Consider the following 25,373-nt stretch of genomic DNA (forward strand, 5'->3'; position numbering starts at 1 on the left):
AATTATTTTTTACTGAATTTACTGAAAAGAGACTTTATAAAGTTTGTCTTGTCTTCCTCTTCATGATATCCGTTTGAATATGCTCCGTAACCATAACCATACCCGTATCCGGAACCATATTTCGCTTTATTTTCATATCCATTTAAAACGATACTCGCATTACTTAATTCTCCTCTTTTTATTCTGTTATTCAGGAGAGTAATCATATCTTTTTTAGTGTAATTCTGTCTTACTATATACAAAGTTACATCAGCATACTGAGCTAATTCTAAAGAATCTGAAACCAGACCTACCGGAGGTGTATCTAAAATGATATAATCATATTTTTGTTTCAGCTCATCTATTAGTTCCTTCATTGCTTCACTTAAAATAAGTTCAGAAGGATTTGGAGGAATTGGTCCTGAAAGAATAACATCAAGATTTGGAATTTGAGTTGACTGAGTTATTTCATCAAGATTTTTTTGTTTGATTAAATAATTAACAACACCAATATTACTTGACAGATTAAACTCATCTGCTAATCTGGGTTTTCTCAAATCCAATCCAATTATGACTGTTTTTTTCTCACTCAAGGCAAAAACTGTTGCAATATTTATTGAGCAAAATGTTTTTCCTTCACCACTTACAGATGAAGTAATCATAAGTGTTTTTGCTCCACTTACACGCTGCTTTTTGTAAAGAAACTGAAGGGACGAACGTATTGTCCTAAATGATTCTGAAAGCGCCGATTTAGGTTTTTCGAAAACTGCTAAATTGATATTATCCTTATTAAAACCAATAACCCCTATAAGAGGAATCTGAGTCAGTTTACTGATATCCTCAGGGTTTTGAATTGAATTATTAATAAAGAAAATTATAAAAACAAATACTAGTGGTATAAGTGTTCCTAAAAATAATGCTAAAATATAATTTACAGATGTTTTTGGCCCAATTAAATTTCCTCCAATGTCTTTTGCAGGATCAATAAAGTGAATATCCGATAAATTAGATGCTTTTACAATTTCTGCCTCATTTCTTTTTTGAAGAAATTCAGTATAAATGTTATCATTTAAATCATATTTCCTTTTAATTTTCAATAACTCCTGTTGTTCCTCCGGAAGTCTTTTAACTGTGGTTTCAGCCTGTCCAATTTTTCCATTTATCAATGACAAATCGTACAACAAAGATGATTTTGCGCTTGTAATATTTTCTAACAAAACATCTTTTAGAGCACGCATCTGATTATCAAAATCTTTAAAAATTTTATCACTTTTTACTGCATATGCCATTTCTGATCTTTGTGTAGAAAGCGCTATCAGTTTTGAAACATTTACAGTTATATTCGGATCTTCAATTCCCGCAACAGACGGTGCAGGTAAACGTGAATAGTCTACACTATTATTTAAGTATGTTTTTAAGGAATTATAATAGGCTATTTTTCTTGAAATTTGATCTTTCTCTACATCAAAATCCATTATTTTATCGGAAACCTTTTGGCCCCCTGCTTCAATTTCATATATATTTTTATCCTTTCTGAAAGACTTAAGTTCATTTCCGGTTTCTTTCAATTGTGCTTCCATTGAAACCAATGTACTATCAATGAATCGTATCGTATTGGTTGCAAATTGGTTTTTTCCGTCAAGCTGAATTTTAATCAGCATTTTTACAGTTGAATTTAAATATTCTACCATTCTGGCTTTATTGGTGCCTTGTAGTGACAAAGTCAATAAAGATCCTCCTTTATCATCAGAACCTACATCTAAACCTCTATATCTGGAAACTGTTCCGTCAAAATCATTAAAACGAACAAAATATTCATTTCCCTTATAAAAACCGGGATTGTCATTAATTTGTAATTTCCAATTTAAAAAAGGTAATGAAACCTGTTCGCCAACTTTATATTTTTTTACAAATTCAGCAGGCTGAACAGCTGTAGTACTATATTTATTTTCAGAATAGGTTATCAATGAAACCGAATTGTTCTCGAACGGAATCCTGATTTCGTATTCATTTTCACTTAAAAATTTGATACTTACAAGAGTGTTCGCAATCTGTCCTTTTGATTTATCTATATTCAAGTAAAAAGGTACAGCTCCGTAAGAGTCAACTAGATTGTATTTACCCTGTGCGAGATAGTCAATATAAAACTGGAGTTTATCTACAACTAATTCGTTGTGTGATCTTGATTTAAGAATAGTTGAAATCCCGTTAACCTGATCGGAGATTCCTCCCCAGTTAAAAACCAAACTGGTATTAGAAGTAAAAAAAGGGTTACTTTCTTCCTTAATAGAAATCATTGTTTGCATAGAGTAAATCTTCTCTTTTCGAATATTTACCTGATATGCAATTGTAAGGGCAATTATTAAACTTATTAGAAACCATTTCCAATAGCTGACAATCTTCAACAAAAGTCCTTTAAAATCAAAATTCGAATGATTTTCAAAAATCGAAAAATCTTTTATATCTAACATCTTTGAATCCGGTTTTAATTTTTAAGAATTAAATAAACAGTCGTAGCCAATGACAGCAAAGTAATAATAGTACTTACAGACTGAATACCTGTCTGACCTGTCCCCCATGTTTTTTGCTTTAGTGGCTTTACATAAATGTAATCATTGGGCTGAAGGTAATAGTATGGGGACTTCATTACATTTACATCTGTAAGATCAATATTATTCATTAATACTCCTGTAGGAGTCTGACGAATAATCATCACTTCTTTTCTATTTCCAACTGTTGAAATATCACCGGCATTTGCTATAGCTTCCATAATATTAACATGTGTCTGAAATAATGTTTTTGTTCCGGTACTTCCTATCTCGCCATTAATTGTATACCTGAACCCTGCTAATTTTACTGTTACAAAAATATTAGCTTCACTTTTAAAATATTCTTCAAGCAACTTTTTTTCAATTATTACCCTCACTTCTTCAAGTGTATACCCGATAACATTTATTTCTCCCAGAATTGGCATTCTGATATTTCCATGATCATCAATTGTAAAACCATCAAAATACAAAGCAGATTCTGTTTTTCCTGTCGTTCCTGAAGCAGATTCTGTTTTATTAAAAATCGATACCAACTTAGGGTCAATTGCTTTGATATCTACACTTATTACATCATTTGCCTGTAATCTATAAGGTTTAGATTCAACCGCTGCAACTGTATTTTGTTCTCCTGAAGAATTTTTATCCTGTAAATACACTAAATCTTTTACAGGAATACAAGAAGTAAATAACACACTAATTAATAGTAATATATAAAAGCTGTTTTTTGTCATTGTTAATATTTTATCGGCAAATATAGGTTTTCCTTTAATCTTCAGGAAATCTAAAGTTTATTTGATCTTATTTAGTTGTTTTTGAAAGTTTTTTCAAACGGAACACGTTGCAAAATACTTCTGCCGAGTGTAATTTCATCTGCATATTCTAACTCGTCCCCGACTGAAATACCTCTTGCAATTGTTGAAAGTATAATCTCAGACTCTGCAATTTGTTTGTAGATATAAAAATTTGTTGTATCTCCTTCCATTGTTGAACTCAGGGCAAAAATAACTTCTGTTACTTTTCCCTCCTTTACTTTTTTGACCAGACTTGAAATATTCAATTGGCTGGGCCCAACACCTTCAATTGGAGAGATTTTGCCACCTAAAACATGATATATTCCCTTGTATTGACCTGTATTTTCAATAGCCATTACATCCCGAATATCTTCAACCACACAAATTAACCGGTGATTCCTTGCTGAATTAGCACATATTTCACAAATTTTCGTATCAGAAATATTATGGCAATTTTCACAAAATTTAATATCTTCCCGCATATTTAACAATGCCTGAGATAAAAAACCAGTCTGTTCCTTTGGTTGTTTTAACAAATGCAAAACCAGTCTCAATGCCGTACGTTTACCAATTCCTGGCAATTGTGACATTTCGTTTACTGCTTTCTCAATTAGTTTTGATGAAAATTCCATAACGACAAAAATAGTGTTTTCAGTGTACTTTTAGTCGATTCTGTTGATAGCAAAAAGATTTTTACTATCCATACAAAAAAAGACAATACTTAAGAAATTTCTAAAATTAATACTGGTTAGTAGCCAGTAAAACTAATGTACAAGCAATTTCAGCTTTAATATTATTTAACTCCAGTAATTGATATAATTCAGGATTTTCAGTTCCGGGATTAAAAATCACTCTTTTTGGCTGTGCTTCAACTATGTAATTGTAATAATCTCTTTGACGGGTTGGGTTTAAGTAGAGCGTGACAGTGTCAATATTGGTAACAGGTATAGCTTTTGTGTGAATTTTTACACCTGCAACTTCTCCTGTATTCTGACCGATTGCCAAAACTGTATGTCCTTTTTGAACTAAAGAATTTATGGCTCTAAAAGCGTAGCGATCTGGTTTTGTGGTAGCACCCAGAACTAAAGTTTTTTTGTTTTTCATCATTTTAAAATATCGTACAAAAGTAATCAAAAAGAATGAGCTTACTTTATGTTATTTATAGGGAATTAGTGTAATAAAAAAACAATAACAAAACATGATATTATACTCTGATATTAAAAAATGACTATTTTTACTCTAACTAACCCAAACAATATGGATTTATTCATTTATTTATTTGCTGCTCTTTTTTCAGTACTGAATCCAATTGGAACAGTACCTATTTTCGTAGGACTAACACAACATGATTCTAAAAAGGAACGCTCCAGAATCTCAATATGGACTGCAGTAAACGTTTTTATCATTTTAATTGTGTCCTATTTTATTGGTCAATATGTGCTTACTTTTTTTGGAATTAGCATCGATGCTCTTCGCATTGCCGGCGGAATCGTAATTGTTAACTCAGGTTTTTCTTTACTCTCTGGAAAGTTCAACAAAAAAAGAGGTATTAATAAAAAGATTGAAAATGAAATACAGCAAAGAAACGACATAGCCCTGACTCCTTTAGCCATTCCGATGTTAGCTGGTCCTGGTTCAATTTCATTATTAATTGCATTCTATCAGGAACATCACCAAATGGAAGAAATAATATTTTCCTGTTTAGCAATTTTGGCAATTGCAGTAGCAATCTTTCTTATACTCAAAAGCGCTCATTATCTGGCCCGAATATTAGGAGCTTCAGGAATTGTGGCTATTTCAAGAATTGTTGGTTTTATTGTAATTTCAATCGGAATTCAATATATAGTAAGTTCAATTGTCAATATTATAAAAGGAAATTTGATGTAATTATTTTTCTAAATTCAACATTATAAAAAAGGGATAAAACTCTAAGCTTTATCCCTTTTTTATTTTATTTTACTTCTACTTAACTTCTTGGCAAAAAAACTTCAGCCATCATACATCTTGCACTTCCTCCACCGCAAGCCTCGATTGTATCCAAACTTGAACTCAGAATTTCAGCATGGCTTTCTAATTGAGCTATTTGTTTAGATGTTAAACTTTGATGAGCAGATGCACTCATAACAATATATTTCTTATCATTTGTTCCTCGAACTTCCAGCATGTTTCCTGCAAAATTATTAACCTGAGCTTCGGTAATCAAAATAACCTCTTTATTGTCAGCTTTAAGATTTTCCAGAACCATTTTTCTCTCTTTTTTATCATCGATACAGTCTGCACAAATAACAGCAAAGGTTCCACCCAGACACATCATTACATTGGTATGATAAATTAATTTGCGTTCGCCGTCTACAGTCTGGAAAGCTTCAAAAATTACTGGTGCATAATCAAAATCTTCACAAAACTCTATAAACAGTTCTTCATCTGCACGAGGAGACAAAGCACAATACGCTTTTCCGTTTGCTCGATCTAAAAGTAAACTACCCGTTCCTTCAAGAAAAATCCCGTCTTCTTCTGCAGAAGTATAATCCATTATATTGGTAACTTCAAATCCTTTTTCTTCAAGAGTATCTAAAATATCTTCACGACGTTCCTGACGACGGTTTTCTGCAAACATTGGATACAAAGCTACATCTCCATTTTCATGAAATGAAACCCAGTTATTTGGAAAAATACTATCAGGAGTATCTGTTTCCAAAGTATCCTCAATCACGGTAACATCCACACCAACTGCTCTTAATTTCTCTACAAAAACATCAAATTCTTGCTGGGCTTTTGCATTTACAGTACTTGGTAAAAGTCCGTCTAATACTTTTTGATAATAATTATTTACCGCTGTTTGCTCATTCATTCTAAAAGCAACCGGGCGAATCATTACGATTGCATTTGTTGTTTGTTTCATTTTTTATATTTTTGTTTCAAGTTTAAAGTTTCACGTTTCACGCCTTGTAATAACTTGAAACCTAAAATTCAAAAACTATTATTAGTCTCTAATTAATGGTAAAGTTGAGCATCTCAACAACCCTTCTTGTTTAGCAATTTCAGCGTACGGAATCTCTTCTACTGTAAATCCATTTGCACGCAGCCAATTATTTAGTCTTGTAAAGTTTTTTTCAGAAACTACAACATTTTCATCTATTGAAAATACATTCGAAAACATATTATACATCTCATTTCTTTCAATGTGAAATAAATTTTCTTTTCCAAAAAGATTAACCAGATACAAATAATCAGCTTCTTCACGAAAACCTCTTTTGTAAATTATGCCTTTATTTTTTCCAACAGGCTGAAAACAACAATCCAGATGCAGTGCATTATCTCTGGCTTCAAGTTTAGACTTGACTAAATCGAATTCTTTTACAATTTTATTTGGGAATAATTCTTTGATATAATTTACACCGTGCATGTTTGTTCTCGCTGTAATATAATCTTTGTAATCACTACCTTTATAAGTACCTATAAAAATATGATCATTCCACAGCATTACATCACCTCCCTCGATATGAACTTCTTCCGGAGGGCGAACAACTTTTTGAGAATCTATCTGATCAATTACATACTGAATAGCATCTAATTCTCTTTCTCTGTCGGGTAAAATATTTGATTTTATAAAAGTATTATCAATAACAAAACCAATATCTCTGGCAAAGATCTGATTGTAATTTTCGATCATTTCCGGACGATAAATAGTTACATCATATTTCTGAAAGACAGCATTAAAAGCGTCCATTTCAGCAACCATATCTTTCTCCACAGGATAAGTACCTGCTTTAATATGTTCCAATGATTTAGGATCATAAGCCTCTTCAACTGAAGGAGTTGGCCCATTATGAACAGCAGAACCCAAAACTACAGCACGTAATCTAGACGTTTCGTTCTTTACATTTAATTGCAACATAACTATATTATATTTTGGGCAAAGATAAAAAAAGCTTCACAGTTAAGTGAAGCTTTAGATTTTTTTATTTGTTTGACTTAAAGTCTCTCAAAGGATGTCCGGTATAAATTTGTCTTGGTCGTCCGATTGGCTCCTTATTTTCACGCATTTCTTTCCATTGTGCAATCCAGCCTGGCAATCTTCCAATAGCAAACATTACTGTAAACATATCTGTTGGAATTCCTAATGCTCTGTAAATAATTCCAGAGTAGAAATCAACATTTGGATATAAATTTCTTGATTTGAAGTACTCATCTTCTAGAGCTGCCGCTTCCAATTTCTTAGCAATTTCTAAAATCGGATCATCAACACCTAATGTTTCCAAAACTTCATTAGCCGCTTTTTTGATGATTTTTGCTCTAGGATCAAAGTTTTTATAAACTCTGTGCCCAAATCCCATTAAACGGAAAGGGTCATTTTTATCTTTTGCTTTCGCTAAAAATTTATCAGTATCTCCACCATCTTTATTAATCTCTTCTAACATTTCAAGTACAGCTTGATTTGCACCTCCGTGAAGAGGGCCCCAAAGAGCTGAAACTCCAGCAGATATAGAAGCAAATAAACCAGCATGAGAAGAACCAACCATTCTTACCGTAGAAGTTGAACAGTTTTGCTCGTGATCTGCATGAAGAATGAATAATTTATCTAATGCGTCAATAACAACAGGGTTCGCAGAGTATGGTCCTGTAGGCAATTTAAACATTAACTGCATAAAATTATCAACATAACCAGTTGTGTTATCGTAATAATTTAAAGGATAGCCCATAGATTTTCTATAAGTCCATGTTGCAATTACAAGAAATTTACCCATTGTTTTACAAATGGCCTCATACATTTCTTTTTCATTTTCAACATTTACCGCTTTTGGATTAAACGCTGTTAAAGCACTTGTCAAAGCAGATAAAACTCCCATTGGGTGGGCTGTTTTTGGAAAACCGTCAATGATATTTTTCATTTCTTCGTTTACCAAAGTATGTTTTTTAATACCATTTTCAAACTGCTCTAATTCCTGAGCTGTTGGTAATTCTCCGAAAATCAAAAGATAAGACACTTCTAAAAAACTAGCTTTTTCAGCCAAATCTTCGATTGAATATCCTCTGTAACGTAAAATTCCTAATTCTCCGTCTAAGAAGGTGATTTCACTTTTACAAGATCCAGAATTCTTATACCCTGGATCAATTGTAATAATACCTGTTAAATCACGTAATTTGTTAATATCGATAGCTGATTCATTTTCGCTCCCAGTGATTACCGGAAGTTCAATTTTTTGACCATCTACTTCTAATGTAGCTATTTTTGACATAATATATTGGGAAATAATTCTATAAAATAATAATTTACCAAATCTAAGGAATTTAAGACTAATTAAAAAAAGAAACCTGCTATGAATTTGTTAAAAGTCCAAAAAAAAACCATTCGCATAACACGAATGGTTTAATCTTAATATATAACTCTTATAATTATTTGATCTTGAAAGCGTTTAAACCTGGGAAATAAGCAGTACTTCCAAGCTCTTCTTCAATTCTTAATAATTGATTGTATTTTGCCATACGATCTGAACGGGAAGCAGAACCTGTTTTAATTTGCCCGCAGTTTAAAGCTACAGCTAAATCTGCAATCGTATTATCTTCTGTTTCTCCTGAACGGTGAGACATTACCGAAGTATAACCAGCATTTTTAGCCATGTTCACTGCAGCAATCGTTTCAGTCAAAGTTCCGATTTGGTTTACTTTTACAAGGATAGAATTAGCAATACCTTTTTGAATTCCTGTAGATAAACGAGCAACGTTTGTTACGAATAAATCATCACCTACTAATTGTACTTTATGTCCAATTTTTTCAGTTAAATATTTCCACCCATCCCAGTCATCTTCATACATACCATCTTCGATAGAGATAATTGGATATTTAGCAGCAAGTTCAGCTAAATAATCGGCTTGCTCTTCAGAAGTTCTGATTTTTCCAGTTTCACCTTCAAATTTTGTATAATCGTATTTACCATTTACATAGAATTCAGAAGCTGCACAGTCAAGAGCAATCATGATTTCGTCACCAAAAGTATATCCTGCTTTTTCAACCGCTAGTTTGATAGTATCTAAAGCATCTTCAGTACCACCTGCCAAGTTTGGAGCAAAACCTCCTTCGTCACCAACAGCAGTACTTAAACCTCTGTCATGCAAAACTTTTTTCAAGCTGTGAAAAATCTCAGTTCCCATTTGCATAGAATGTGTAAAAGAAGTAGCTTTTACAGGGAAAATCATAAATTCCTGAAATGCGATTGGCGCATCAGAGTGAGAACCTCCGTTGATGATGTTCATCATTGGTACAGGTAATGTATTAGCAGAAACTCCTCCTACATATCTGTATAATGGCATACCTAATTCGTTAGCAGCAGCTTTTGCAGCAGCTAAAGAAACTCCTAAAATAGCGTTAGCACCTAATTTAGATTTATTTGGAGTTCCATCTAAATCAATCATTAACTGATCGATAGTGTTTTGTTCGAATACAGAAGTACCAACTAATTCTTCAGCAATAACAGTATTTACATTATTCACTGCATTTAAAACTCCTTTTCCTAAGTAGGCCTTACCTCCATCACGTAATTCAACAGCTTCGTGCTCACCAGTTGAAGCTCCAGATGGTACAGCTGCTCTACCTAAAACTCCATTTTCTGTTACTACATCAACTTCAATAGTAGGATTCCCTCTGGAATCAAGAATTTGTCTTGCGTGAACTTTAATTATAATACTCATTATTTTTGTTTTTTATTAATAAACTATATTTTTTTTCGAAATTATAAAATTATTTAATAGTAATTACTCATTATATCTATTAAACGCCTTTATTTATTAACTATATCGTTTTAGCGATTGCTTGTTCTATGTTCTCAACAAACTGATCAAACAGATAAGAAGAATCATGTGGACCAGGACTAGCTTCAGGGTGATATTGTACTGAAAAACAATTCTTATTTTTCATGCGCATACCCGCTACCGTATCATCATTTAAATGTATATGGGTAAGTTCTAGTTCCGGATGTCCTTCCAAAGCTTCTCTTTTTACTGCAAATCCGTGATTTTGAGAAGTAATTTCTCCTTTTCCGGTAAGAAGATTTTTTACAGGGTGATTTATTCCTCTATGTCCACCGAACATTTTATAGGTCTTCACTCCATTTGCCAACGCAATTACCTGATGCCCTAAACAAATTCCAAACAAAGGTTTATCATCGGCGATAATCCTTTTTGCAACTTCAATCGCTCCGTAAAGTGGATCAGGATCTCCAGGACCATTTGACAAGAAATAACCATCAGGGTTAAATGCAGTTAAATCTTCGTATGATGAGTCGTATGGAAAAACTTTAATGTAGCAATCTCTCTTAGCCAGGTTTCTTAAAATATTCTTTTTTATCCCTAAATCCAATGCAGAGATCTTGTACTTTGCGTTTTCATCACCAACAAAATATGGTTCTTTAGTTGACACTTTAGAAGCCAATTCAAGTCCTTCCATGTTTGGAACATTTGCTAATTCTTTTTTCAGATCTTCAACAGAAGTTCCGTCTGTGCAAATAACAGCATTCATAGCACCATTATCACGGATGTAACTAACAAGAGCTCGTGTATCAACATCAGAAATACATATTAGGTTTTGTTTAGTAAAATAGTCTTCTAAACTTCCCGAAGCACCTTCTCTTGAATAATTAAAACTAAAATTTTTACAAACTAAACCAGCAATTTTCACGCTGTCTGATTCAACTTCTAAATCATTAATACCATAATTCCCAATATGTGGATTAGTAGTAACCATAATTTGTCCAAAATACGAAGGATCTGTAAAAATCTCCTGATATCCAGTCATTCCAGTATTAAAACAAACTTCACCAAAAGTTTTACCGCTAATTCCGATCGATTTTCCATGAAAAATAGTCCCATCACTTAGTAATAAAATGGCGCTTTGTCGTGTTGTGTATTTCATTCCTTAATTTGTATTGTTTTGTAATTGTATACGAAACTCAAAAAGTCTCATTTGAATTAGATTTTTTGCAAATTTACTTCTTTAAAAGAGTGCTGCCAAGATTTTTTAAAAATTTCATTCACAAAAATAAAACCGTGACATCGAAATAAGTTAAATTTTAGTTTCTTTAAAAAAATCAAAAAAAAAGGATAAACTAAAAATTAGTTTATCCTTGATTTTTATAGAATCATTATTTTCATAATTATTCAGAAGCTTCAGTAGTCGATTCTGATTCAGCAGCAGGAGCTTCCGGAGTAGTCTCCTCAGCTTTTTTAGCTTTACCACCACGACGGCTTTTTGCTTTTTTAACTTCTTTTTTACCACCATTGTAAAGTTCATTGAAATCTACAAGTTCGATCATTGCCATATCAGCATTATCTCCCAAACGATTTCCAACTTTAATGATACGAGTGTATCCACCTGGACGGTCACCAACTTTAGCAGCTACATCTCTGAACAAGTCAGTTACAGCATATTTACTACGTAAGTAAGCAAAAACAATACGACGATTGTGAGTCGTATCTTCTTTTGATTTTGTAATTAAAGGCTCAACGAATTGTTTAAGCGCTTTAGCTTTAGCAACAGTAGTGTTAATACGTTTGTGCTCGATAAGAGAACAAGCCATATTAGCCAACATAGCTTTTCTATGTCCAGTCTGTCTGCTTAAGTGATTGAATTTTTTTCCGTGTCTCATTGCTATTTTAAATTTAATCCGCCGAAGCGGATTGAATTATTCTTTATCTAATTTGTATTTAGCTAAATCCATTCCGAAAGTTAAATTTTTAACTGCAACAAGTTCATCAAGTTCAGTTAAAGATTTTTTACCAAAATTACGGAATTTCATTAGGTCATTTTTATTGAACGATACTAAATCACCAAGTGTATCAACTTCAGCCGCTTTCAAGCAATTTAATGCTCTCACAGATAAATCCATATCAACAAGCTTAGTTTTAAGCAATTGTCTCATATGCAATGACTCTTCATCATACGATTCTGTTTGTGCAATTTCGTCAGCCTCGAGTGTAATTCTTTCGTCAGAAAATAACATGAAGTGGTGAATTAAAACTTTAGCTGCCTCAGTAAGAGCATCTTTTGGATTAATAGAACCATCAGTTTTAATTTCAAAAACTAATTTTTCGTAATCCGTTTTTTGCTCAACACGGAAGTTTTCAATTGCATATTTTACATTTTTTACCGGAGTAAAAATAGAATCTGTAAAAATAGTACCAATTGCAGCATTCTGTTTCTTGTTCTCCTCAGCAGGAACGTATCCTCTACCTTTTTCGATTGTTAAATCGAAGTTCAATTTGATTTTAGAATCTAAGTTACAGATTACAAGATCTGGATTCAGAACTTGAAAACCTGAGATAAATTTTTGAAAATCACCTGCTGTCAATTGATCTTTACCAGAAACAGAAATTGTAACTGCTTCATTATCGATATCTTCGATCTGACGTTTGAAACGTACTTGTTTTAGATTAAGGATAATTTCGGTAACATCTTCAACAACACCTGAAATAGTAGAAAACTCATGATCTACACCCTCGATACGAACAGATGTAATTGCATAACCTTCTAATGCTGAAAGCAAAACTCTTCTAAGTGCATTACCAACAGTCAATCCATAACCAGGTTCCAAAGGTCTAAATTCGAATTTACCTTCAAAATCGGTTGAATCGATCATGATAACTTTATCGGGCTTTTGAAAATTAAATATTGCCATAAATTTCGACTAAGTCAATTATTATTTGTTGTACAACTCTACGATTAATTGTTCTTTAATGTTTTCTGGAATTTGAAGTCTCGCAGGTACAGAAACAAAAGTTCCTTCTTTAAGATCATTGTTCCAAGTAATCCATTCATAAACATGACTTGAATTTGATAAAGAACGTTCGATAGCTTCTAAAGATTTAGATTTTTCACGAACTGCAACTTTATCACCAGGCTTAAGGTGGTAAGAAGGAATATTTACAACTTCTCCATTTACAGTAACGTGTCTGTGAGATACGATTTGTCGTGCACCTCTTCTAGAAGGAGCAATACCCATTCTAAAAACTACGTTATCCAATCTTGCTTCGCATAATTGTAATAAAACTTCACCAGTAACTCCTTTAGTAGCTGATGCTTTTTCGAATAAATTTCTGAATTGTTTTTCTAAAATTCCGTAAGAATATTTAGCTTTTTGCTTTTCCATTAACTGAACAGCGTACTCAGATTTTTTTCCTCTTTTTTTAGCCATCCCGTGTTGTCCAGGTGGGTAATTTCTTTTTTCGAAAGATTTATCATCTCCGAAGATTGCTTCGCCAAATTTACGAGCGATTCTTGTGCTAGGACCAGTATATCTTGCCATTTTAATTTGTTTAAGATAGAGATTATGAATTCAGGTCTTATCCTTCGATAATCTATATTCTATCTAGGTTATACTATAAAAATTTGAGTATTAAACTCTACGTCTTTTTGGAGGACGACATCCGTTGTGAGGCATTGGAGTAACATCGATGATCTCTGTAACTTCAATTCCACCGTTATGAATAGAACGGATAGCAGACTCACGTCCGTTTCCTGGTCCTTTTACATAAACTTTTACTTTTTTAAGTCCTGCTTCAAGAGCTACTTTACTACAATCTTCTGCTGCCATTTGAGCTGCGTACGGAGTGTTCTTTTTAGAACCTCTGAAACCCATTTTACCAGCTGAAGACCAAGAAATAACTTCACCTTTCTTATTAGTCAAAGAAATGATAATATTGTTGAAAGTCGCAGAAATATGAGCTTCACCCGTTGATTCAACGATAACTTTACGTTTTTTTGCAGTTGCTTTAGCCATATTACTTATTATTTAGTTGCTTTTTTCTTGTTAGCAACAGTTTTTCTTTTACCTTTTCTTGTTCTAGAGTTGTTTTTAGTTCTTTGTCCTCTTAATGGAAGACCAGATCTATGACGGATACCTCTGTAACAACCAATATCCATTAAACGTTTGATGTTCAAAGAAACTTCAGAACGTAATTCTCCTTCAATTTTGTAAAATGAAACTGCATCACGAATTGCTCCGATCTCATCATCATTCCAATCTTGAACTTTTTTATCTTGGCTAACTTGAGCTTTTTCTAAAATCTCAATAGCTCTACTTTTTCCTAATCCGAAGATATAGGTTAGTGCTATAACACCTCTCTTATTTTTTGGGATATCTACCCCTGCTATTCTTGCCATAATTATCCTTGTCTTTGTTTAAATCTAGGATTCTTTTTGTTTATTACGTACAATCTCCCTTTTCTACGCACGATAATGCACTCGGCACTTCTCTTTTTTACTGATGCTCTAACTTTCATAGTGAATATCCTTTAATATCGATAAGTAATTCTTGCTTTTGACAAATCATAAGGACTCATTTCCAGTTTCACTTTATCACCAGGTAATAATTTGATGTAATGCATACGCATTTTACCAGAAATATGAGCAATTACAATATGTCCATTTTCTAACTCTACACGGAACATCGCATTGGATAACGCTTCGATGATTGATCCGTCTTGTTCTATTGCTGATTGTTTTGCCATAAATATATTAAGCTACTGCTTTTCTATTTTTACCAGTCTTCATTAAACCATCATAATGTTTGTTTAACAAGTATGAATTGATTTGTTGAATAGTATCTATTGCAACCCCAACCATAATTATTAATGAGGTACCTCCAAAAAACATTGCCCAAGATTGTTGTACATCCATAATACTTACAACAATAGCTGGGAACACAGCAATCAAAGCAAGGAATAAAGATCCTGGGAAAGTTATTAAAGACATCACTTTATCAAGAAATTCTGAAGTTTCAGCTCCCGGACGAACGCCAGGGATAAAACCACCACTTCTTTTTAAATCATCAGCCATTTTATTAGTAGGTACTGTGATAGCAGTATAGAAAAATGTAAATACAATAATTAAAGTTGCAAAAACAAAATTATACCAAAATCCAAAAATATCACTAAATGCTCCAACGATAGATTGTGATGTGTCTGACTTAGACAGTCCGGCTACAGCTGCAGGAATAAACATAATTGCCTGAGCAAAAATGATTGGCATAACTCCAGAAGCGTTAAGCTTAAGAGGAATCCATTGTCTATTACCACCTGCTAAGTCTTGCTCGTAATCTCCAGTTGTTGTACGACGAGCGTATTGAACCGGAATTCTACGTACTGCCATAGTAAGCAATACACAAGAAATAATTACCAATAACCACACAATAATTTCTATGGCCATTAACATTAAACCTCCAGTATTATTTGTAACTACAGATTTGAATTCTTGCATAAAAGCTTGTGGTAAACGAGCCAAAATACCGACCATAATCAATAATGAAATTCCATTTCCAATTCCTTTATCAGTAATCTTTTCACCAAGCCACATAGCAAAAATTGTACCAGTAACTAATATGATAACAGACGAAAATAAAAACTCAGGAGAGTTAAACCCTAATAAGAATGCACTTCCAGGCAACGTTCTGTATAAATTATAGATATAAGTTGGACCTTGAACCAATGTAATAGCAATAGTTAACCAACGTGTAATTTGATTAATCTTTTTTCTACCACTTTCTCCATCATTTTGAAGTTTTTGCAAATAAGGAATAGCAATTCCCATTAACTGAACAACAATAGAAGCAGAAATATAAGGCATAATTCCTAAAGCAAAAACTGAAGCTTTAGAGAAAGCACCTCCGGTGAACATGTCTAGGATAGATCCTAAACCATTTTTAGTTTGTCCTGCTAATCCTGTTAACTGAGTTGCGTCAATTCCAGGAAGCGTAACGTGTGCTCCAAAACGATATACTAATAGAAGTCCTAGTGTAATAAGGATTCTGTTTTTTAGTTCTTCGATTTTCCAAACATTGCTAATTGATTCAATAAATTTCTTCATACAATAGAAAAATTATATTGTTACAGCCTCTCCTCCAGCAGCTTCAATAGCAGCTTTTGCAGTAGCAGTAAATTTGTGAGCAGTTACTTTTAATTTTGCTTTCAATTCTCCTCTACCTAAAATCTTAACGATTTCATTTTTGGTAGCAAGACGGTTAGCTACGTAATCTGTCATAGAAACAGAATCAGTAATCACACCATTGTCTACTAATAATTGAAGCGTATCTAAATTAACACCTTCGTATTCTTTACGGTTGATGTTTGTGAAACCAAACTTAGGCACACGTCTTTGAAGTGGCATTTGCCCTCCTTCAAAACCAATCTTTTTAGAATAACCAGAACGAGATTTTGCTCCTTTGTGACCTCTTGCAGAAGTACCACCTTTTCCAGAACCTTCTCCTCTACCTAATCTTTTATTTTGATTGTGTGTTGACCCTTCAGCTGGTTGTAAGTTACTTAAATTCATAACAGTATTTGTTATTTAGCTTCTTCTACAGAAACTAAGTGTTTAACTTTGTTTATCATCCCAAGGATAGCAGGGTTTGAATCATGCTCTACAACTTGTCCCATTTTACGTAGACCCAAAGCTTCCAAACCTCTCTTTTGAGAAAGAGGGCAGTTGATTTTGCTTCTTACTTGTTTTACTAATAATTTAGCCATAATTTCCTTGAATTAACCTTTAAAAACTTTTTCTAAAGAAACACCTCTTTGTTTTGCAACAGTGTGAGCGCTTCTCATTTGTAATAAAGCATCAAAAGTTGCTTTCACTACGTTATGAGGATTTGATGATCCTTGAGATTTTGATAATACATCGTGAATACCTACTGATTCAAGAACTGAACGAACAGCTCCACCAGCAATAACTCCTGTACCATGAGACGCAGGAATTAAGAATACACGTGCACCACCAAATTTACCTTTTTGTTCGTGAGGAACAGATTGCCCATTCAAAGGAATTTTTACTAAATTTTTCTTTGCATCTTCTACTGCTTTCGCAATTGCTTCAGAAACGTCTTTAGATTTTCCTAATCCGTGACCAACTACTCCATTTTCATCACCTACAACTACAATAGCAGAAAAACCGAAAGCTCTACCACCTTTTGTAACTTTAGTAACACGATTAACACTTACCAGACGATCTTTAAGTTCAAGACCACTTGGTTTTACCAATTCTACATTTTTGTATTTAGACATAATATATTAGAATTTAAGTCCAGCCGCTCTTGCGCCTTCTGCTAATGATTTAATACGACCGTGATATAAATATCCACCTCTGTCAAAAGTGATGGTATCAATCCCGGCTTTTAACGCTTTCTCTGCAACAAGTTTTCCAACTGCAGCAGCGATTTCAACGTTAGTACCTTTTCCTATTTCTTTTTCTCTTGAAGATGCAGCTAATATAGTAACTCCATTCACGTCATCAATAAGTTGAGCGTAAATTTCTTTATTACTTCTAAATACAGATAGTCTTGGGTTAGCAGCTGTACCACTAATCGATTTTCTAATTCTGAATCTAATTCTCTGTCTTCTATCAGATTTTGTTAATGACATAATCTTATTTTTTAAGCTGATTTACCTGCTTTTCTTCTTAATACTTCACCCACAAATTTAACACCTTTTCCTTTATATGGCTCAGGCTTACGGAAACCTCTGATTTTCGCAGCAACCTGACCTAAAAGTTGTTTATCAAATGATGTTAATTTTACGATAGGGTTTTTACCTTTTTCAGATATTGTTTCTAAAGCTACTTCCGGAGCAATTTCTAAAACAATATTGTGAGAATATCCAAGAGCTAAATCTAACTTTTGACCTTGGTTTGAAGCTCTATAACCAACTCCAACTAATTCAAGTTCTTTTGTAAAACCTTCAGATACACCAAGAATCATGTTATTGATTAATGATCTGTATAATCCGTGTTTTGCTCTTTGATCTTTATGATCAGACGATCTTTCAACTAAAACCTGATCGCCTTCAACTTTTACAGTTACGTCCGAAAACTCCTGAGTTAGTTGACCTTTTTTTCCTTTTACTGTAATAATACCGTCTTTAACTTCTACAGTTACACCAGCAGTGATTACAATTGGGCTTTTACCTATTCTTGACATCTTTATCTAGTGTTTAAAATTAGTATACGTAACAAATTACTTCACCACCTACATTTAATTGCTTAGCTTGTTTACCAGTCATCAAACCTTTTGATGTAGAAACAATAGCAATTCCTAATCCGTTAAGGATTCTAGGTAATTTGGCAGCACCTGCGTACTTACGTAAACCAGGTTTACTAATTCTTTGGATATCTTTAATTACAGGCTCTTTAGTATCTTTATCATACTTCAAAGCAATTTTGATTGAACCCTGAACAGTGTTGTCCTCAAATTTGTAACTTAAGATGTAACCTTGATCAAATAAGATCTTAGTTATTTCTTTTTTTAGATTAGAAGCTGGAATTTCAACAACTTTGTGGTTTGCAGCCACAGCGTTACGAACTCTAGTCAAATAATCTGCAATAGGATCTGTATACATATGTATTTGATTGCGATTATGGTTTTCAGGAAGCACTCTGCCTCCTGAACCTTTAATCAATTTATAAACTTTTTATATTACCAGCTGGCTTTTTTTACACCTGGAATTAATCCATTGTTAGCCATTTCACGGAAAGTTACACGTGAAATACCGAATTGACGGATATAACCTCTTGGTCTACCTGTTAATTTACAACGATTGTGTAAACGAACTGGTGAAGCATTTTTAGGTAACTTTTGTAAGCCTTCATAATCTCCAGCTTCTAATAAAGCTTTTCTTTTTTCAGCATACTTAGCTACCGTTTTCTCTCTTTTCACCTCACGGGCTTTCATTGATTCTTTAGCCATGTCTTAATTCTTTTTAAAAGGTAAACCTAATTCAGCCAATAATGACTTTGCCTCTTTGTCTGTTTTTGCAGTAGTAACAAAAGTAATATCCATTCCTGAAATTTTGTTTACTTTGTCAATATCAATTTCAGGGAAAATGATTTGCTCTAAAACTCCAAGATTGTAATTACCTCTTCCGTCGAAACCAGTAGCTTTGATACCACTAAAATCTCTAACGCGCGGTAAAGCAGAAGTAATAAGTCTATCTAAAAACTCATACATTCTCTCACCACGTAAAGTAACTTTTGCTCCAATAGGCATCCCTTTTCTCAATTTGAAAGACGCAACGTCTTTCTTTGAAATTGTAGATACTGCTTTTTGTCCAGTGATCTTAGTTAACTCATCAACTGCATAGTCAATAAGTTTTTTATCAGATACAGCTGCACCAACTCCACGGCTCAAAACGATTTTTTCCAATTTTGGAACTTGCATTACGTTTGTATATCCGAATTCCTCTTTAAGAGCAGAGATTACTCTACTCTTATATTCTTCTTTTAGTCTAGGTGTATATGCCATTACTATAGTACTTGATTAGATTTTTTTGAAAATCTTACTTTCTTATCTCCTTCTACTCTAATACCAACTCTAGTTGTTTCCTTAGTTTTAGGATCAATTAGTGAAATGTTAGATATTTGTATAGAAGCTTCTTTCTTAACGATACCACCTTGAGGGTTTTTAGCACTTGGTTTTGTATGTTTCGAAACCATGTTTACACCTTCAACTATCGCTTTATTTTTCTCACGGTAAACACGTAAAACTTTACCTTCAGCACCTTTATGGTCTCCAGCAATTACTCTTACGATATCTCCTGATTTTATTTTTAGCTTTATCATCTTAAAACGAATTAAAGCACTTCTGGTGCTAATGATACAATTTTCATGAATTGTTTTTCACGAAGTTCTCTTGCTACCGGACCAAAAACACGAGTTCCTCTCATTTCACCTGCAGCGTTCAAAAGAACACATGCATTGTCATCGAAACGGATATAAGAACCATCGGCTCTTCTCACTTCTTTTTTGGTACGTACAACAACTGCAGTTGAAACAGCTCCTTTTTTTACGTTTCCGTTTGGAGTTGCATCTTTGATAGAAACTACAATCTTGTCACCAACAGAGGCATACCTTCTTTTGGTACCTCCTAAAACACGGATAGTTAAAACTTCTTTTGCTCCCGTGTTATCTGCTACTTTTAGTCTTGATTCTTGTTGTACCATAATTATTTAGCTCTTTCTAAGATTTCAACTAATCTCCAACATTTTGTTTTACTTAAAGGACGCGTTTCGCTAATTCTTACAGTATCTCCAATGTTACAGTCGTTTGTTTCGTCGTGTGCAACGTATTTCTTAGTTTTCAACACGAACTTACCGTATAATGGGTGTTTTACTTTTCTTACTTCAGCAATAACAATAGATTTATCCATTTTATTTGAAGTAACAACACCTATTCTTTCTTTTCTTAAATTTCTTTTTTCTTCCATCTTTCAGCAGAATACAATTATTGTAACTCTCTTTTAGTTAACTCTGTAGCCAATCTTGCAACTGTTCTTCTTACACTTCTAATTTGAAGTGGGTTCTCAATTGGAGAAATAGCGTGAGCCATTTTTAGGTCAGCATATATTTTCTTAGTTTGACTAAGTTTTTCTTGCAACTCCGCTGCAGAAAGATCTTTTATTTCTGATTGTTTCATAATATAAATTTAATTATGCTTCGAAATCTCTAGCAACGACGAATTTAGTTTTTACTGGAAGCTTTTGAGCTGCAAGACGTAACGCCTCTTTTGCAACTGATAAAGGAACTCCTCCAACTTCAAACATAATTCTTCCGGGTTTAACAACGGCAGCCCAATATTCAACGGCACCTTTTCCTTTACCCATACGTACCTCAAGAGGCTTCTTAGTAATTGGTTTGTCTGGAAATATTTTGATCCATAATTGTCCTTCTCTCTTCATGAAACGAGTTGCAGCGATACGTGCAGCTTCGATTTGACGAGAAGTTAAGAACATTCCATCTTCATGTACAGATTTAATACCAAACATTCCATTAGAAAGTTCATGCCCTCTTTGAGAGTTACCTTTCATTTTACCCTTTTGTACCTTACGGTATTTTGTTCTTTTAGGCTGTAACATTTTTCTTTAGTTTAAAAATTTACTTTCTTTTACGAGCGTCTGGTTTACCACCTTTATTAAAGGGTTTTCTATCTCCTCTTGGAGAATCACCACCTTTACCACCACCAGTTCCGGATTGTTTTTTATCCATTCCTGCAAGTGGAGAAAGATCTCTCTTTCCATAAACTTCACCTTTCATGATCCATACTTTGATTCCCATTCTACCGTAAGTAGTGTGAGCTTCAGCCAAAGCATAATCAATGTCAGCTCTGAAAGTTGATAGAGGAATTCTACCTTCTTTGAAACCTTCTGAACGTGCCATCTCAGCACCATTCAAACGACCAGAAATCAAAACTTTGATACCTTCAGCGTTCATACGCATAGAAGCAGCAATAGCCATTTTGATTGCACGTCTGTAAGAGATACGGCTTTCGATTTGACGAGCGATGCTTGTCGCCACAAGATAAGCATCTAATTCAGGTCTTTTAATTTCAAAGATGTTGATTTGAACCTCTTTGTCAGTAACTTTCTTAAGTTCTTCTTTCAACTTGTCTACCTCTTGTCCGCCTTTTCCGATAATGATACCAGGTCTTGCAGTAGTGATAGTAACGGTTACAAGCTTTAAAGTTCTCTCAATGATTACTTTAGATACACTAGCTTTTGATAAACGAGCGTGGATATACTTTCTGATTTTGTGATCTTCGGCAAGTTTATCACCGTAATCATTTCCACCATACCAGTTTGAGTCCCATCCTCTGATGATACCAAGTCTATTTCCAATTGGATTTGTCTTTTGTCCCATGCTGCTTAAGAATTGCTTTGTGTGTTATTGATAGCTCCAAGCACGATTGTTACGTGGTTAGAACGTTTTCTTATTCTGTGTGCACGACCTTGTGGAGCTGGACGAAGTCTTTTTAACATCATTCCACCATCTACTCTGATCTCTTTAACAAATAATCCAGCTTCTTCTAAATTACCTTCACTATTTTTTTGCTCCCAGTTGTTGATTGCAGATAATAATAGTTTCTCTAATTTTCTTGAAGCTTCTTTAGAACTGAATCTTAAGATGTTAAGTGCTCTTTCTACCTTCTGACCTCTTACCAAGTCCGCTACTAAGCGCATTTTTCTAGGTGAAGTAGGGCAGTTATTCAATTTTGCGAAAGCAATAGACTTATTAGCCTCTTTTCTCGCATCTGCTGTTTCTCTTTTACGAACTCCCATTGCTTCTTATTTTTTACCTTTATTTTTTGCTCCAGCATGACCTCTAAAAGATCTAGTTGGTGAAAACTCTCCTAATTTGTGACCTACCATGTTTTCTGTTACGTAAACTGGTACAAATTGACGACCGTTATGAACTGCGATAGTCTGTCCAACAAAGTCTGGAGTAATCATAGAAGCTCTAGACCAAGTCTTTACTACTCCTTTGTTTCCGTTTTCAATGTTTTCCTGAACTTTCTTGTCTAACTTATAATGAACGAAAGGTCCTTTTTTTAATGAACGTGCCATATCTTATTATTTCTTTCTACGTTCTACGATATACTTGTTACTCGGGTTTTTCTTAGAACGAGTTCTATAACCTTTTGCTGGTATTCCATTTCTTGAACGTGGATGTCCACCAGAAGAACGTCCTTCTCCACCACCCATTGGGTGATCAACAGGGTTCATTGCAACAGGTCTTGTTCTAGGTCTTCTTCCTAACCATCTTGTTCTACCAGCTTTTCCTGATACAACTAATTGGTGGTCTGAATTAGAAACAGCTCCAATTGTAGCCGAACAAGTTAACAAGATCAATCTTGTTTCACCAGATGGCATTTTGATTGTAGCATATTTTCCATCTCTTGCCATTAATTGAGCAAATGTACCAGCAGAACGTGCAATAACCGCACCCTGACCTGGACGTAACTCAATACAAGAGATAACAGTTCCTAAAGGAATTCTGCTTAAAGGCAATGTATTACCAATTTCTGGTTGAGATTCTGGACCAGAAACTAATTTCTGACCAACTTTCAATCCGTTTTGAGCAATAACATAAGTTTTCTCACCATCAGCATAAGCTAATAAAGCGATAAATGCAGTACGATTTGGATCGTATTCGATTGATTTCACAGTAGCCGGAATTCCGTCTTTAGTTCTTTTGAAATCAATGATACGATATCTCTGCTTGTGACCACCACCCGTATAACGCATGGTCATCTTTCCTTGACTATTTCTACCTCCAGAGTTTTTTATCGGTGCTATCAAAGAGCGTTCCGGCTTATCAGTTGTAATGGCGTCATAACCATTCACAACTCTAAATCGCTGACCTGGGGTAATAGGTTTTAATTTTCTTACTGACATTTTTCTATCTTAGATATTGTTGTAAAAATCAATTGTTTCTCCTTCTTGTACTTGAACAATCGCTTTTTTAATTGCATTTGTCTTTCCACTGATTAAACCACTTTTAGTGTATTTTGTAGTTCTGTCCGGTCTTACGTTCATCGTGTTAACTGAAACGATAGTTACTCCATAAGCAGCTTCAACAGCTTTCTTAATCTGAACTTTGTTTGCTTTTTTGTCAACAACGAATCCGAAGCGGTTTAAAACTTCACTTTCTTTGGTTACTTTTTCCGTTACTATAGGTCTAATTATGATGCTCATATTCCTATTATTTACTTAAATTTTCTTCAATTAACTCCAAAGAACCTTCTAAAAGCACTAAATTATTAGTGTTTAAAATAGCGTAAGTGCTTAATTCTGAGCTAGTTACGACATTTGAAGCCTTTAAATTGCGTGACGACAAATATACATTTTTATTTGACTCTCCCAACACAAATAGAGATTTTTTACTTTCTAACCCTAAAGCTTTCAAAACGTTAATGAAATTTTTAGTGTTTGGCGTTTCAAAATTAAAGTCTTCAAGAACGATAATATTTGACTCTTTTGCTTTGATTGAGAAAGCTGATTTTCTTGCCAATCTTTTCAAGCTTTTATTCAATTTGAATGAATAACTTCTTGGTCTTGGTCCGAAAATTGTTCCACCACCTTTAAACAATGGATTTTTGATACTTCCCGCACGAGCTGTACCTGTTCCTTTTTGTTTTTTAATCTTACGTGTACTTCCTGTCACTTCAGCTCTTTCTTTAGCTTTGTGAGTTCCTTGTCTTTGATTAGCAAGATATTGCTTAACATCAAGGTATACAGCGTGATTGTTTGGTTCAATTGCGAATACTGAATCAGAAAGTTGAACTTTTCTTCCAGTATCTTTTCCGTTGAAATCTAATACTTTTACTTCCATTACTTCTGAATGATTACATAAGAGTTTTTATGTCCAGGAACACATCCTTTAATAACAAGTAGATTCTTTTCAGCTACTACTTTTAAAACTCTAAGGTTTTGAACTTTTACATTGTCTCCTCCCATTCTTCCAGCCATACGCATTCCTTTGAATACTCTAGATGGATAAGAAGAAGCTCCCACAGAACCTGGCGCTCTTAAACGGTTGTGCTGACCATGAGTTGCTTGTCCAACACCACCAAATCCGTGGCGTTTAACAACCCCTTGAAAACCTTTACCTTTAGATACACCTTGTACATCTACAAATTCTCCTTCAGCAAAAATAGAAACATCAATAAGATCTCCTAATTTTTGTTCAGTTGCAAAATCTTGAAATTCAACGACTTTTTTCTTAGCAACAGTTCCAGCTTTTTTAAAGTGACCTAAAGCCGCTTTAGTGGAATGTTTCTCGTTTTTGTCATCGAAACCAAGTTGCAACGCTTCGTACCCGTCAACACCTTTGGTTCTGACTTGGGTAACAACACACGGCCCAGCTTCGATTACTGTACAAGGAATGTTTTTCCCGTTTTCGTCGAAAATACTAGTCATGCCGATTTTTTTACCAATTAACCCAGACATAAATATTAATTATTAATTACTAAAATTCCCTTCAATTTGAAAATAACAGAAATTTCCAAACAGGGAGTGCAAAAGTAGATATTAAAATTGAATATACCAAACAGTTACAAAAATTAAATCGCTCATAATCAAAATTCAAGAGATTAACTCCACCCGAATTAGCATTTATTTGTTTCAAAAAACAGATATTAATTCTTAACTTATCTCAACAATATTATTAACATTTACCTAATCGCAAAATCATAAAACCTTCGGCAAGCGCCTAAACAAAAGACACTTCAATAAAATATATTTCA

At 33.9% G+C, this 25,373-nt stretch carries 38 protein-coding genes; 1 reads left to right on the plus strand and 37 read right to left on the minus strand.

Translation table 11 applies throughout. The annotated features are described in order from the left end of the window. Window positions 1-2 precede the first annotated feature (2 nt). The 4 genes from DCO46_RS11365 to DCO46_RS11380 all read right to left on the minus strand — a co-directional run bounded on the left by DCO46_RS11365 (window position 3) and on the right by DCO46_RS11380 (window position 4,423). Window positions 3-2,450, minus strand: coding sequence for a polysaccharide biosynthesis tyrosine autokinase (locus DCO46_RS11365; protein WP_116752672.1), 2,448 nt, complete (start codon window positions 2,448-2,450; stop codon window positions 3-5). Between the two features lie 14 nt (window positions 2,451-2,464). Beyond that, window positions 2,465-3,259 carry a polysaccharide biosynthesis/export family protein gene (locus DCO46_RS11370; RefSeq protein WP_116752673.1) on the minus strand — a complete coding sequence of 265 codons (795 nt, stop codon included), beginning with the start codon at window positions 3,257-3,259 and terminating at the stop codon, window positions 2,465-2,467. Window positions 3,260-3,330: 71 nt separating this feature from the next. Continuing rightward, on the minus strand, window positions 3,331-3,951 hold the full coding sequence (recR, locus tag DCO46_RS11375) for a recombination mediator RecR (protein WP_116752674.1): 621 nt from the start codon (window positions 3,949-3,951) through the stop codon (window positions 3,331-3,333). A 106-nt stretch (window positions 3,952-4,057) separates the two neighbouring features. Then, window positions 4,058-4,423 (minus strand): CoA-binding protein, encoded by a 366-nt coding sequence (locus DCO46_RS11380; protein WP_116752675.1) that lies wholly within the window; start codon window positions 4,421-4,423, stop codon window positions 4,058-4,060. A gap of 153 nt (window positions 4,424-4,576) precedes the next feature. Between DCO46_RS11380 and DCO46_RS11385 the strand changes: the two genes are divergently transcribed. Further along, on the plus strand, window positions 4,577-5,206 hold the full coding sequence (locus DCO46_RS11385) for a MarC family NAAT transporter (RefSeq protein ID WP_116752676.1): 630 nt from the start codon (window positions 4,577-4,579) through the stop codon (window positions 5,204-5,206). A gap of 79 nt (window positions 5,207-5,285) precedes the next feature. On the opposite strand, the gene ctlX is transcribed toward DCO46_RS11385, so the two are convergent. The 33 genes from ctlX to rplC form a co-directional block, all read right to left on the minus strand. After that, window positions 5,286-6,221, minus strand: coding sequence for a citrulline utilization hydrolase CtlX (gene ctlX, locus DCO46_RS11390; RefSeq protein WP_116752677.1), 936 nt, complete (start codon window positions 6,219-6,221; stop codon window positions 5,286-5,288). Between the two features lie 81 nt (window positions 6,222-6,302). Further along, window positions 6,303-7,217 (minus strand): dimethylarginine dimethylaminohydrolase family protein, encoded by a 915-nt coding sequence (locus DCO46_RS11395; RefSeq protein WP_116752678.1) that lies wholly within the window; start codon window positions 7,215-7,217, stop codon window positions 6,303-6,305. 64 nt (window positions 7,218-7,281) lie between these two features. Beyond that, a complete protein-coding gene (locus tag DCO46_RS11400) occupies window positions 7,282-8,559 on the minus strand; it encodes a citrate synthase (protein ID WP_116752679.1) in 1,278 nt (425 codons plus the stop codon). A 157-nt stretch (window positions 8,560-8,716) separates the two neighbouring features. Continuing rightward, entirely contained in the window at window positions 8,717-10,009 is a 1,293-nt protein-coding gene (gene eno, locus DCO46_RS11405; RefSeq protein WP_116752680.1) for a phosphopyruvate hydratase, read from the minus strand. 100 nt (window positions 10,010-10,109) lie between these two features. Continuing rightward, complete coding sequence (gene carA / locus DCO46_RS11410; RefSeq protein ID WP_116752681.1) at window positions 10,110-11,228, minus strand: glutamine-hydrolyzing carbamoyl-phosphate synthase small subunit; 1,119 nt, start codon at window positions 11,226-11,228, stop codon at window positions 10,110-10,112. Window positions 11,229-11,469: 241 nt separating this feature from the next. Next, window positions 11,470-11,961 (minus strand): 50S ribosomal protein L17, encoded by a 492-nt coding sequence (gene rplQ, locus DCO46_RS11415; protein WP_029272056.1) that lies wholly within the window; start codon window positions 11,959-11,961, stop codon window positions 11,470-11,472. A 36-nt stretch (window positions 11,962-11,997) separates the two neighbouring features. Further along, entirely contained in the window at window positions 11,998-12,990 is a 993-nt protein-coding gene (locus tag DCO46_RS11420; protein WP_026109818.1) for a DNA-directed RNA polymerase subunit alpha, read from the minus strand. A 21-nt stretch (window positions 12,991-13,011) separates the two neighbouring features. Then, the gene (gene rpsD / locus DCO46_RS11425) at window positions 13,012-13,617 is read right to left on the minus strand and encodes a 30S ribosomal protein S4 (RefSeq protein WP_035619621.1); all 606 of its coding nucleotides are present in this window, start codon (window positions 13,615-13,617) and stop codon (window positions 13,012-13,014) included. A gap of 90 nt (window positions 13,618-13,707) precedes the next feature. Continuing rightward, entirely contained in the window at window positions 13,708-14,091 is a 384-nt protein-coding gene (gene rpsK, locus DCO46_RS11430) for a 30S ribosomal protein S11 (RefSeq protein ID WP_007803677.1), read from the minus strand. A gap of 8 nt (window positions 14,092-14,099) precedes the next feature. Next, window positions 14,100-14,474: a 30S ribosomal protein S13 gene (gene rpsM, locus DCO46_RS11435; RefSeq protein WP_012022478.1), complete on the minus strand. Its 375-nt coding sequence runs from the start codon at window positions 14,472-14,474 to the stop codon at window positions 14,100-14,102. A gap of 2 nt (window positions 14,475-14,476) precedes the next feature. Continuing rightward, window positions 14,477-14,593, minus strand: a complete 117-nt coding sequence (gene ykgO, locus DCO46_RS11440) for a type B 50S ribosomal protein L36 (RefSeq protein ID WP_002987490.1) — start codon at window positions 14,591-14,593, stop codon at window positions 14,477-14,479. 12 nt (window positions 14,594-14,605) lie between these two features. Next, window positions 14,606-14,821 (minus strand): translation initiation factor IF-1, encoded by a 216-nt coding sequence (infA, locus tag DCO46_RS11445; RefSeq protein ID WP_007136545.1) that lies wholly within the window; start codon window positions 14,819-14,821, stop codon window positions 14,606-14,608. A 7-nt stretch (window positions 14,822-14,828) separates the two neighbouring features. Beyond that, a complete protein-coding gene (gene secY / locus DCO46_RS11450; RefSeq protein WP_116752682.1) occupies window positions 14,829-16,175 on the minus strand; it encodes a preprotein translocase subunit SecY in 1,347 nt (448 codons plus the stop codon). A gap of 12 nt (window positions 16,176-16,187) precedes the next feature. Then, a complete protein-coding gene (gene rplO, locus DCO46_RS11455; protein ID WP_007803667.1) occupies window positions 16,188-16,640 on the minus strand; it encodes a 50S ribosomal protein L15 in 453 nt (150 codons plus the stop codon). Window positions 16,641-16,651: 11 nt separating this feature from the next. Then, entirely contained in the window at window positions 16,652-16,834 is a 183-nt protein-coding gene (rpmD, locus tag DCO46_RS11460; RefSeq protein ID WP_017495010.1) for a 50S ribosomal protein L30, read from the minus strand. 12 nt (window positions 16,835-16,846) lie between these two features. Next, complete coding sequence (gene rpsE, locus DCO46_RS11465; protein ID WP_085950926.1) at window positions 16,847-17,371, minus strand: 30S ribosomal protein S5; 525 nt, start codon at window positions 17,369-17,371, stop codon at window positions 16,847-16,849. Between the two features lie 3 nt (window positions 17,372-17,374). Next, window positions 17,375-17,725, minus strand: coding sequence for a 50S ribosomal protein L18 (gene rplR / locus DCO46_RS11470; RefSeq protein WP_089058805.1), 351 nt, complete (start codon window positions 17,723-17,725; stop codon window positions 17,375-17,377). Between the two features lie 11 nt (window positions 17,726-17,736). Continuing rightward, the gene (gene rplF, locus DCO46_RS11475; RefSeq protein ID WP_116752683.1) at window positions 17,737-18,279 is read right to left on the minus strand and encodes a 50S ribosomal protein L6; all 543 of its coding nucleotides are present in this window, start codon (window positions 18,277-18,279) and stop codon (window positions 17,737-17,739) included. 19 nt (window positions 18,280-18,298) lie between these two features. Further along, entirely contained in the window at window positions 18,299-18,697 is a 399-nt protein-coding gene (gene rpsH / locus DCO46_RS11480) for a 30S ribosomal protein S8 (protein ID WP_007803657.1), read from the minus strand. A gap of 77 nt (window positions 18,698-18,774) precedes the next feature. Beyond that, on the minus strand, window positions 18,775-19,044 hold the full coding sequence (rpsN, locus tag DCO46_RS11485; RefSeq protein WP_031456037.1) for a 30S ribosomal protein S14: 270 nt from the start codon (window positions 19,042-19,044) through the stop codon (window positions 18,775-18,777). A gap of 3 nt (window positions 19,045-19,047) precedes the next feature. Next, window positions 19,048-19,599, minus strand: coding sequence for a 50S ribosomal protein L5 (gene rplE / locus DCO46_RS11490; protein WP_017495015.1), 552 nt, complete (start codon window positions 19,597-19,599; stop codon window positions 19,048-19,050). 2 nt (window positions 19,600-19,601) lie between these two features. Continuing rightward, window positions 19,602-19,916, minus strand: coding sequence for a 50S ribosomal protein L24 (gene rplX, locus DCO46_RS11495; RefSeq protein WP_007803650.1), 315 nt, complete (start codon window positions 19,914-19,916; stop codon window positions 19,602-19,604). A gap of 11 nt (window positions 19,917-19,927) precedes the next feature. Continuing rightward, window positions 19,928-20,296 carry a 50S ribosomal protein L14 gene (rplN, locus tag DCO46_RS11500; RefSeq protein ID WP_007803649.1) on the minus strand — a complete coding sequence of 123 codons (369 nt, stop codon included), beginning with the start codon at window positions 20,294-20,296 and terminating at the stop codon, window positions 19,928-19,930. Window positions 20,297-20,298: 2 nt separating this feature from the next. Beyond that, entirely contained in the window at window positions 20,299-20,559 is a 261-nt protein-coding gene (gene rpsQ, locus DCO46_RS11505) for a 30S ribosomal protein S17 (protein ID WP_007803646.1), read from the minus strand. Between the two features lie 17 nt (window positions 20,560-20,576). Next, complete coding sequence (gene rpmC / locus DCO46_RS11510) at window positions 20,577-20,768, minus strand: 50S ribosomal protein L29 (protein ID WP_007803639.1); 192 nt, start codon at window positions 20,766-20,768, stop codon at window positions 20,577-20,579. 13 nt (window positions 20,769-20,781) lie between these two features. Continuing rightward, window positions 20,782-21,207, minus strand: coding sequence for a 50S ribosomal protein L16 (gene rplP / locus DCO46_RS11515; RefSeq protein ID WP_007803637.1), 426 nt, complete (start codon window positions 21,205-21,207; stop codon window positions 20,782-20,784). Between the two features lie 19 nt (window positions 21,208-21,226). Continuing rightward, window positions 21,227-21,988, minus strand: a complete 762-nt coding sequence (gene rpsC, locus DCO46_RS11520; protein WP_007803635.1) for a 30S ribosomal protein S3 — start codon at window positions 21,986-21,988, stop codon at window positions 21,227-21,229. A 5-nt stretch (window positions 21,989-21,993) separates the two neighbouring features. Then, the gene (gene rplV / locus DCO46_RS11525; RefSeq protein ID WP_007803631.1) at window positions 21,994-22,407 is read right to left on the minus strand and encodes a 50S ribosomal protein L22; all 414 of its coding nucleotides are present in this window, start codon (window positions 22,405-22,407) and stop codon (window positions 21,994-21,996) included. 6 nt (window positions 22,408-22,413) lie between these two features. After that, window positions 22,414-22,692, minus strand: a complete 279-nt coding sequence (rpsS, locus tag DCO46_RS11530; protein ID WP_007803626.1) for a 30S ribosomal protein S19 — start codon at window positions 22,690-22,692, stop codon at window positions 22,414-22,416. Window positions 22,693-22,698: 6 nt separating this feature from the next. Then, window positions 22,699-23,523: a 50S ribosomal protein L2 gene (gene rplB / locus DCO46_RS11535; protein ID WP_007803623.1), complete on the minus strand. Its 825-nt coding sequence runs from the start codon at window positions 23,521-23,523 to the stop codon at window positions 22,699-22,701. Window positions 23,524-23,532: 9 nt separating this feature from the next. Further along, complete coding sequence (rplW, locus tag DCO46_RS11540; protein WP_017495018.1) at window positions 23,533-23,823, minus strand: 50S ribosomal protein L23; 291 nt, start codon at window positions 23,821-23,823, stop codon at window positions 23,533-23,535. A 7-nt stretch (window positions 23,824-23,830) separates the two neighbouring features. Beyond that, complete coding sequence (rplD, locus tag DCO46_RS11545) at window positions 23,831-24,460, minus strand: 50S ribosomal protein L4 (RefSeq protein ID WP_116752684.1); 630 nt, start codon at window positions 24,458-24,460, stop codon at window positions 23,831-23,833. After that, complete coding sequence (gene rplC / locus DCO46_RS11550) at window positions 24,460-25,077, minus strand: 50S ribosomal protein L3 (RefSeq protein ID WP_007803612.1); 618 nt, start codon at window positions 25,075-25,077, stop codon at window positions 24,460-24,462. The genes rplD and rplC overlap by 1 nt, the downstream gene beginning before the upstream one ends. Window positions 25,078-25,373: the final 296 nt, after the last annotated feature.

Origin of the sequence: Flavobacterium sp. HTF (assembly GCF_003105115.1) — a bacterium.
Classification (GTDB): Bacteria; Bacteroidota; Bacteroidia; order Flavobacteriales; family Flavobacteriaceae; genus Flavobacterium.

Excerpts from the sequence above, each read along its gene's own strand:
- rplF (WP_116752683.1), bottom strand. The coding sequence starts at position 18,279 with ATGTCAAGAATAGGTAAAAGCCCAATTGTAATCACTGCTGGTGTAACT.
- rplC (WP_007803612.1), bottom strand. The coding sequence starts at position 25,077 with ATGTCTGGGTTAATTGGTAAAAAAATCGGCATGACTAGTATTTTCGAC.
- rplO (WP_007803667.1), bottom strand. The coding sequence starts at position 16,640 with ATGAATTTAAGTAACTTACAACCAGCTGAAGGGTCAACACACAATCAA.
- rplX (WP_007803650.1), bottom strand. The coding sequence starts at position 19,916 with ATGATAAAGCTAAAAATAAAATCAGGAGATATCGTAAGAGTAATTGCT.
- rpsD (WP_035619621.1), bottom strand. The coding sequence starts at position 13,617 with ATGGCAAGATATACTGGTCCTAGCACAAGAATCGCTCGTAAATTTGGC.
- rplW (WP_017495018.1), bottom strand. The coding sequence starts at position 23,823 with ATGAGCATCATAATTAGACCTATAGTAACGGAAAAAGTAACCAAAGAA.
- rpsQ (WP_007803646.1), bottom strand. The coding sequence starts at position 20,559 with ATGGAAGAAAAAAGAAATTTAAGAAAAGAAAGAATAGGTGTTGTTACT.
- infA (WP_007136545.1), bottom strand. The coding sequence starts at position 14,821 with ATGGCAAAACAATCAGCAATAGAACAAGACGGATCAATCATCGAAGCG.
- rplN (WP_007803649.1), bottom strand. The coding sequence starts at position 20,296 with ATGGTACAACAAGAATCAAGACTAAAAGTAGCAGATAACACGGGAGCA.
- rplB (WP_007803623.1), bottom strand. The coding sequence starts at position 23,523 with ATGTCAGTAAGAAAATTAAAACCTATTACCCCAGGTCAGCGATTTAGA.
- rpmC (WP_007803639.1), bottom strand. The coding sequence starts at position 20,768 with ATGAAACAATCAGAAATAAAAGATCTTTCTGCAGCGGAGTTGCAAGAA.
- rplE (WP_017495015.1), bottom strand. The coding sequence starts at position 19,599 with ATGGCATATACACCTAGACTAAAAGAAGAATATAAGAGTAGAGTAATC.
- DCO46_RS11380 (WP_116752675.1), bottom strand. The coding sequence starts at position 4,423 with ATGAAAAACAAAAAAACTTTAGTTCTGGGTGCTACCACAAAACCAGAT.
- ykgO (WP_002987490.1), bottom strand. The coding sequence starts at position 14,593 with ATGAAAGTTAGAGCATCAGTAAAAAAGAGAAGTGCCGAGTGCATTATC.
- secY (WP_116752682.1), bottom strand. The coding sequence starts at position 16,175 with ATGAAGAAATTTATTGAATCAATTAGCAATGTTTGGAAAATCGAAGAA.
- recR (WP_116752674.1), bottom strand. The coding sequence starts at position 3,951 with ATGGAATTTTCATCAAAACTAATTGAGAAAGCAGTAAACGAAATGTCA.
- DCO46_RS11395 (WP_116752678.1), bottom strand. The coding sequence starts at position 7,217 with ATGTTGCAATTAAATGTAAAGAACGAAACGTCTAGATTACGTGCTGTA.
- rplQ (WP_029272056.1), bottom strand. The coding sequence starts at position 11,961 with ATGAGACACGGAAAAAAATTCAATCACTTAAGCAGACAGACTGGACAT.
- DCO46_RS11385 (WP_116752676.1), top strand. The coding sequence starts at position 4,577 with ATGGATTTATTCATTTATTTATTTGCTGCTCTTTTTTCAGTACTGAAT.
- rpsN (WP_031456037.1), bottom strand. The coding sequence starts at position 19,044 with ATGGCTAAAGAATCAATGAAAGCCCGTGAGGTGAAAAGAGAGAAAACG.
- rpmD (WP_017495010.1), bottom strand. The coding sequence starts at position 16,834 with ATGGCTAAATTATTAGTAAAACAAGTAAGAAGCAAAATCAACTGCCCT.
- carA (WP_116752681.1), bottom strand. The coding sequence starts at position 11,228 with ATGAAATACACAACACGACAAAGCGCCATTTTATTACTAAGTGATGGG.
- rpsS (WP_007803626.1), bottom strand. The coding sequence starts at position 22,692 with ATGGCACGTTCATTAAAAAAAGGACCTTTCGTTCATTATAAGTTAGAC.
- ctlX (WP_116752677.1), bottom strand. The coding sequence starts at position 6,221 with ATGAAACAAACAACAAATGCAATCGTAATGATTCGCCCGGTTGCTTTT.
- eno (WP_116752680.1), bottom strand. The coding sequence starts at position 10,009 with ATGAGTATTATAATTAAAGTTCACGCAAGACAAATTCTTGATTCCAGA.
- rpsC (WP_007803635.1), bottom strand. The coding sequence starts at position 21,988 with ATGGGACAAAAGACAAATCCAATTGGAAATAGACTTGGTATCATCAGA.
- rpsK (WP_007803677.1), bottom strand. The coding sequence starts at position 14,091 with ATGGCTAAAGCAACTGCAAAAAAACGTAAAGTTATCGTTGAATCAACG.
- DCO46_RS11400 (WP_116752679.1), bottom strand. The coding sequence starts at position 8,559 with ATGTCAAAAATAGCTACATTAGAAGTAGATGGTCAAAAAATTGAACTT.
- rplD (WP_116752684.1), bottom strand. The coding sequence starts at position 24,460 with ATGGAAGTAAAAGTATTAGATTTCAACGGAAAAGATACTGGAAGAAAA.
- rpsM (WP_012022478.1), bottom strand. The coding sequence starts at position 14,474 with ATGGCAAGAATAGCAGGGGTAGATATCCCAAAAAATAAGAGAGGTGTT.
- rplV (WP_007803631.1), bottom strand. The coding sequence starts at position 22,407 with ATGGGAGTTCGTAAAAGAGAAACAGCAGATGCGAGAAAAGAGGCTAAT.
- rpsH (WP_007803657.1), bottom strand. The coding sequence starts at position 18,697 with ATGTATACAGATCCTATTGCAGATTATTTGACTAGAGTTCGTAACGCT.
- rplR (WP_089058805.1), bottom strand. The coding sequence starts at position 17,725 with ATGTCATTAACAAAATCTGATAGAAGACAGAGAATTAGATTCAGAATT.
- DCO46_RS11370 (WP_116752673.1), bottom strand. The coding sequence starts at position 3,259 with ATGACAAAAAACAGCTTTTATATATTACTATTAATTAGTGTGTTATTT.
- rplP (WP_007803637.1), bottom strand. The coding sequence starts at position 21,207 with ATGTTACAGCCTAAAAGAACAAAATACCGTAAGGTACAAAAGGGTAAA.
- DCO46_RS11365 (WP_116752672.1), bottom strand. The coding sequence starts at position 2,450 with ATGTTAGATATAAAAGATTTTTCGATTTTTGAAAATCATTCGAATTTT.
- DCO46_RS11420 (WP_026109818.1), bottom strand. The coding sequence starts at position 12,990 with ATGGCAATATTTAATTTTCAAAAGCCCGATAAAGTTATCATGATCGAT.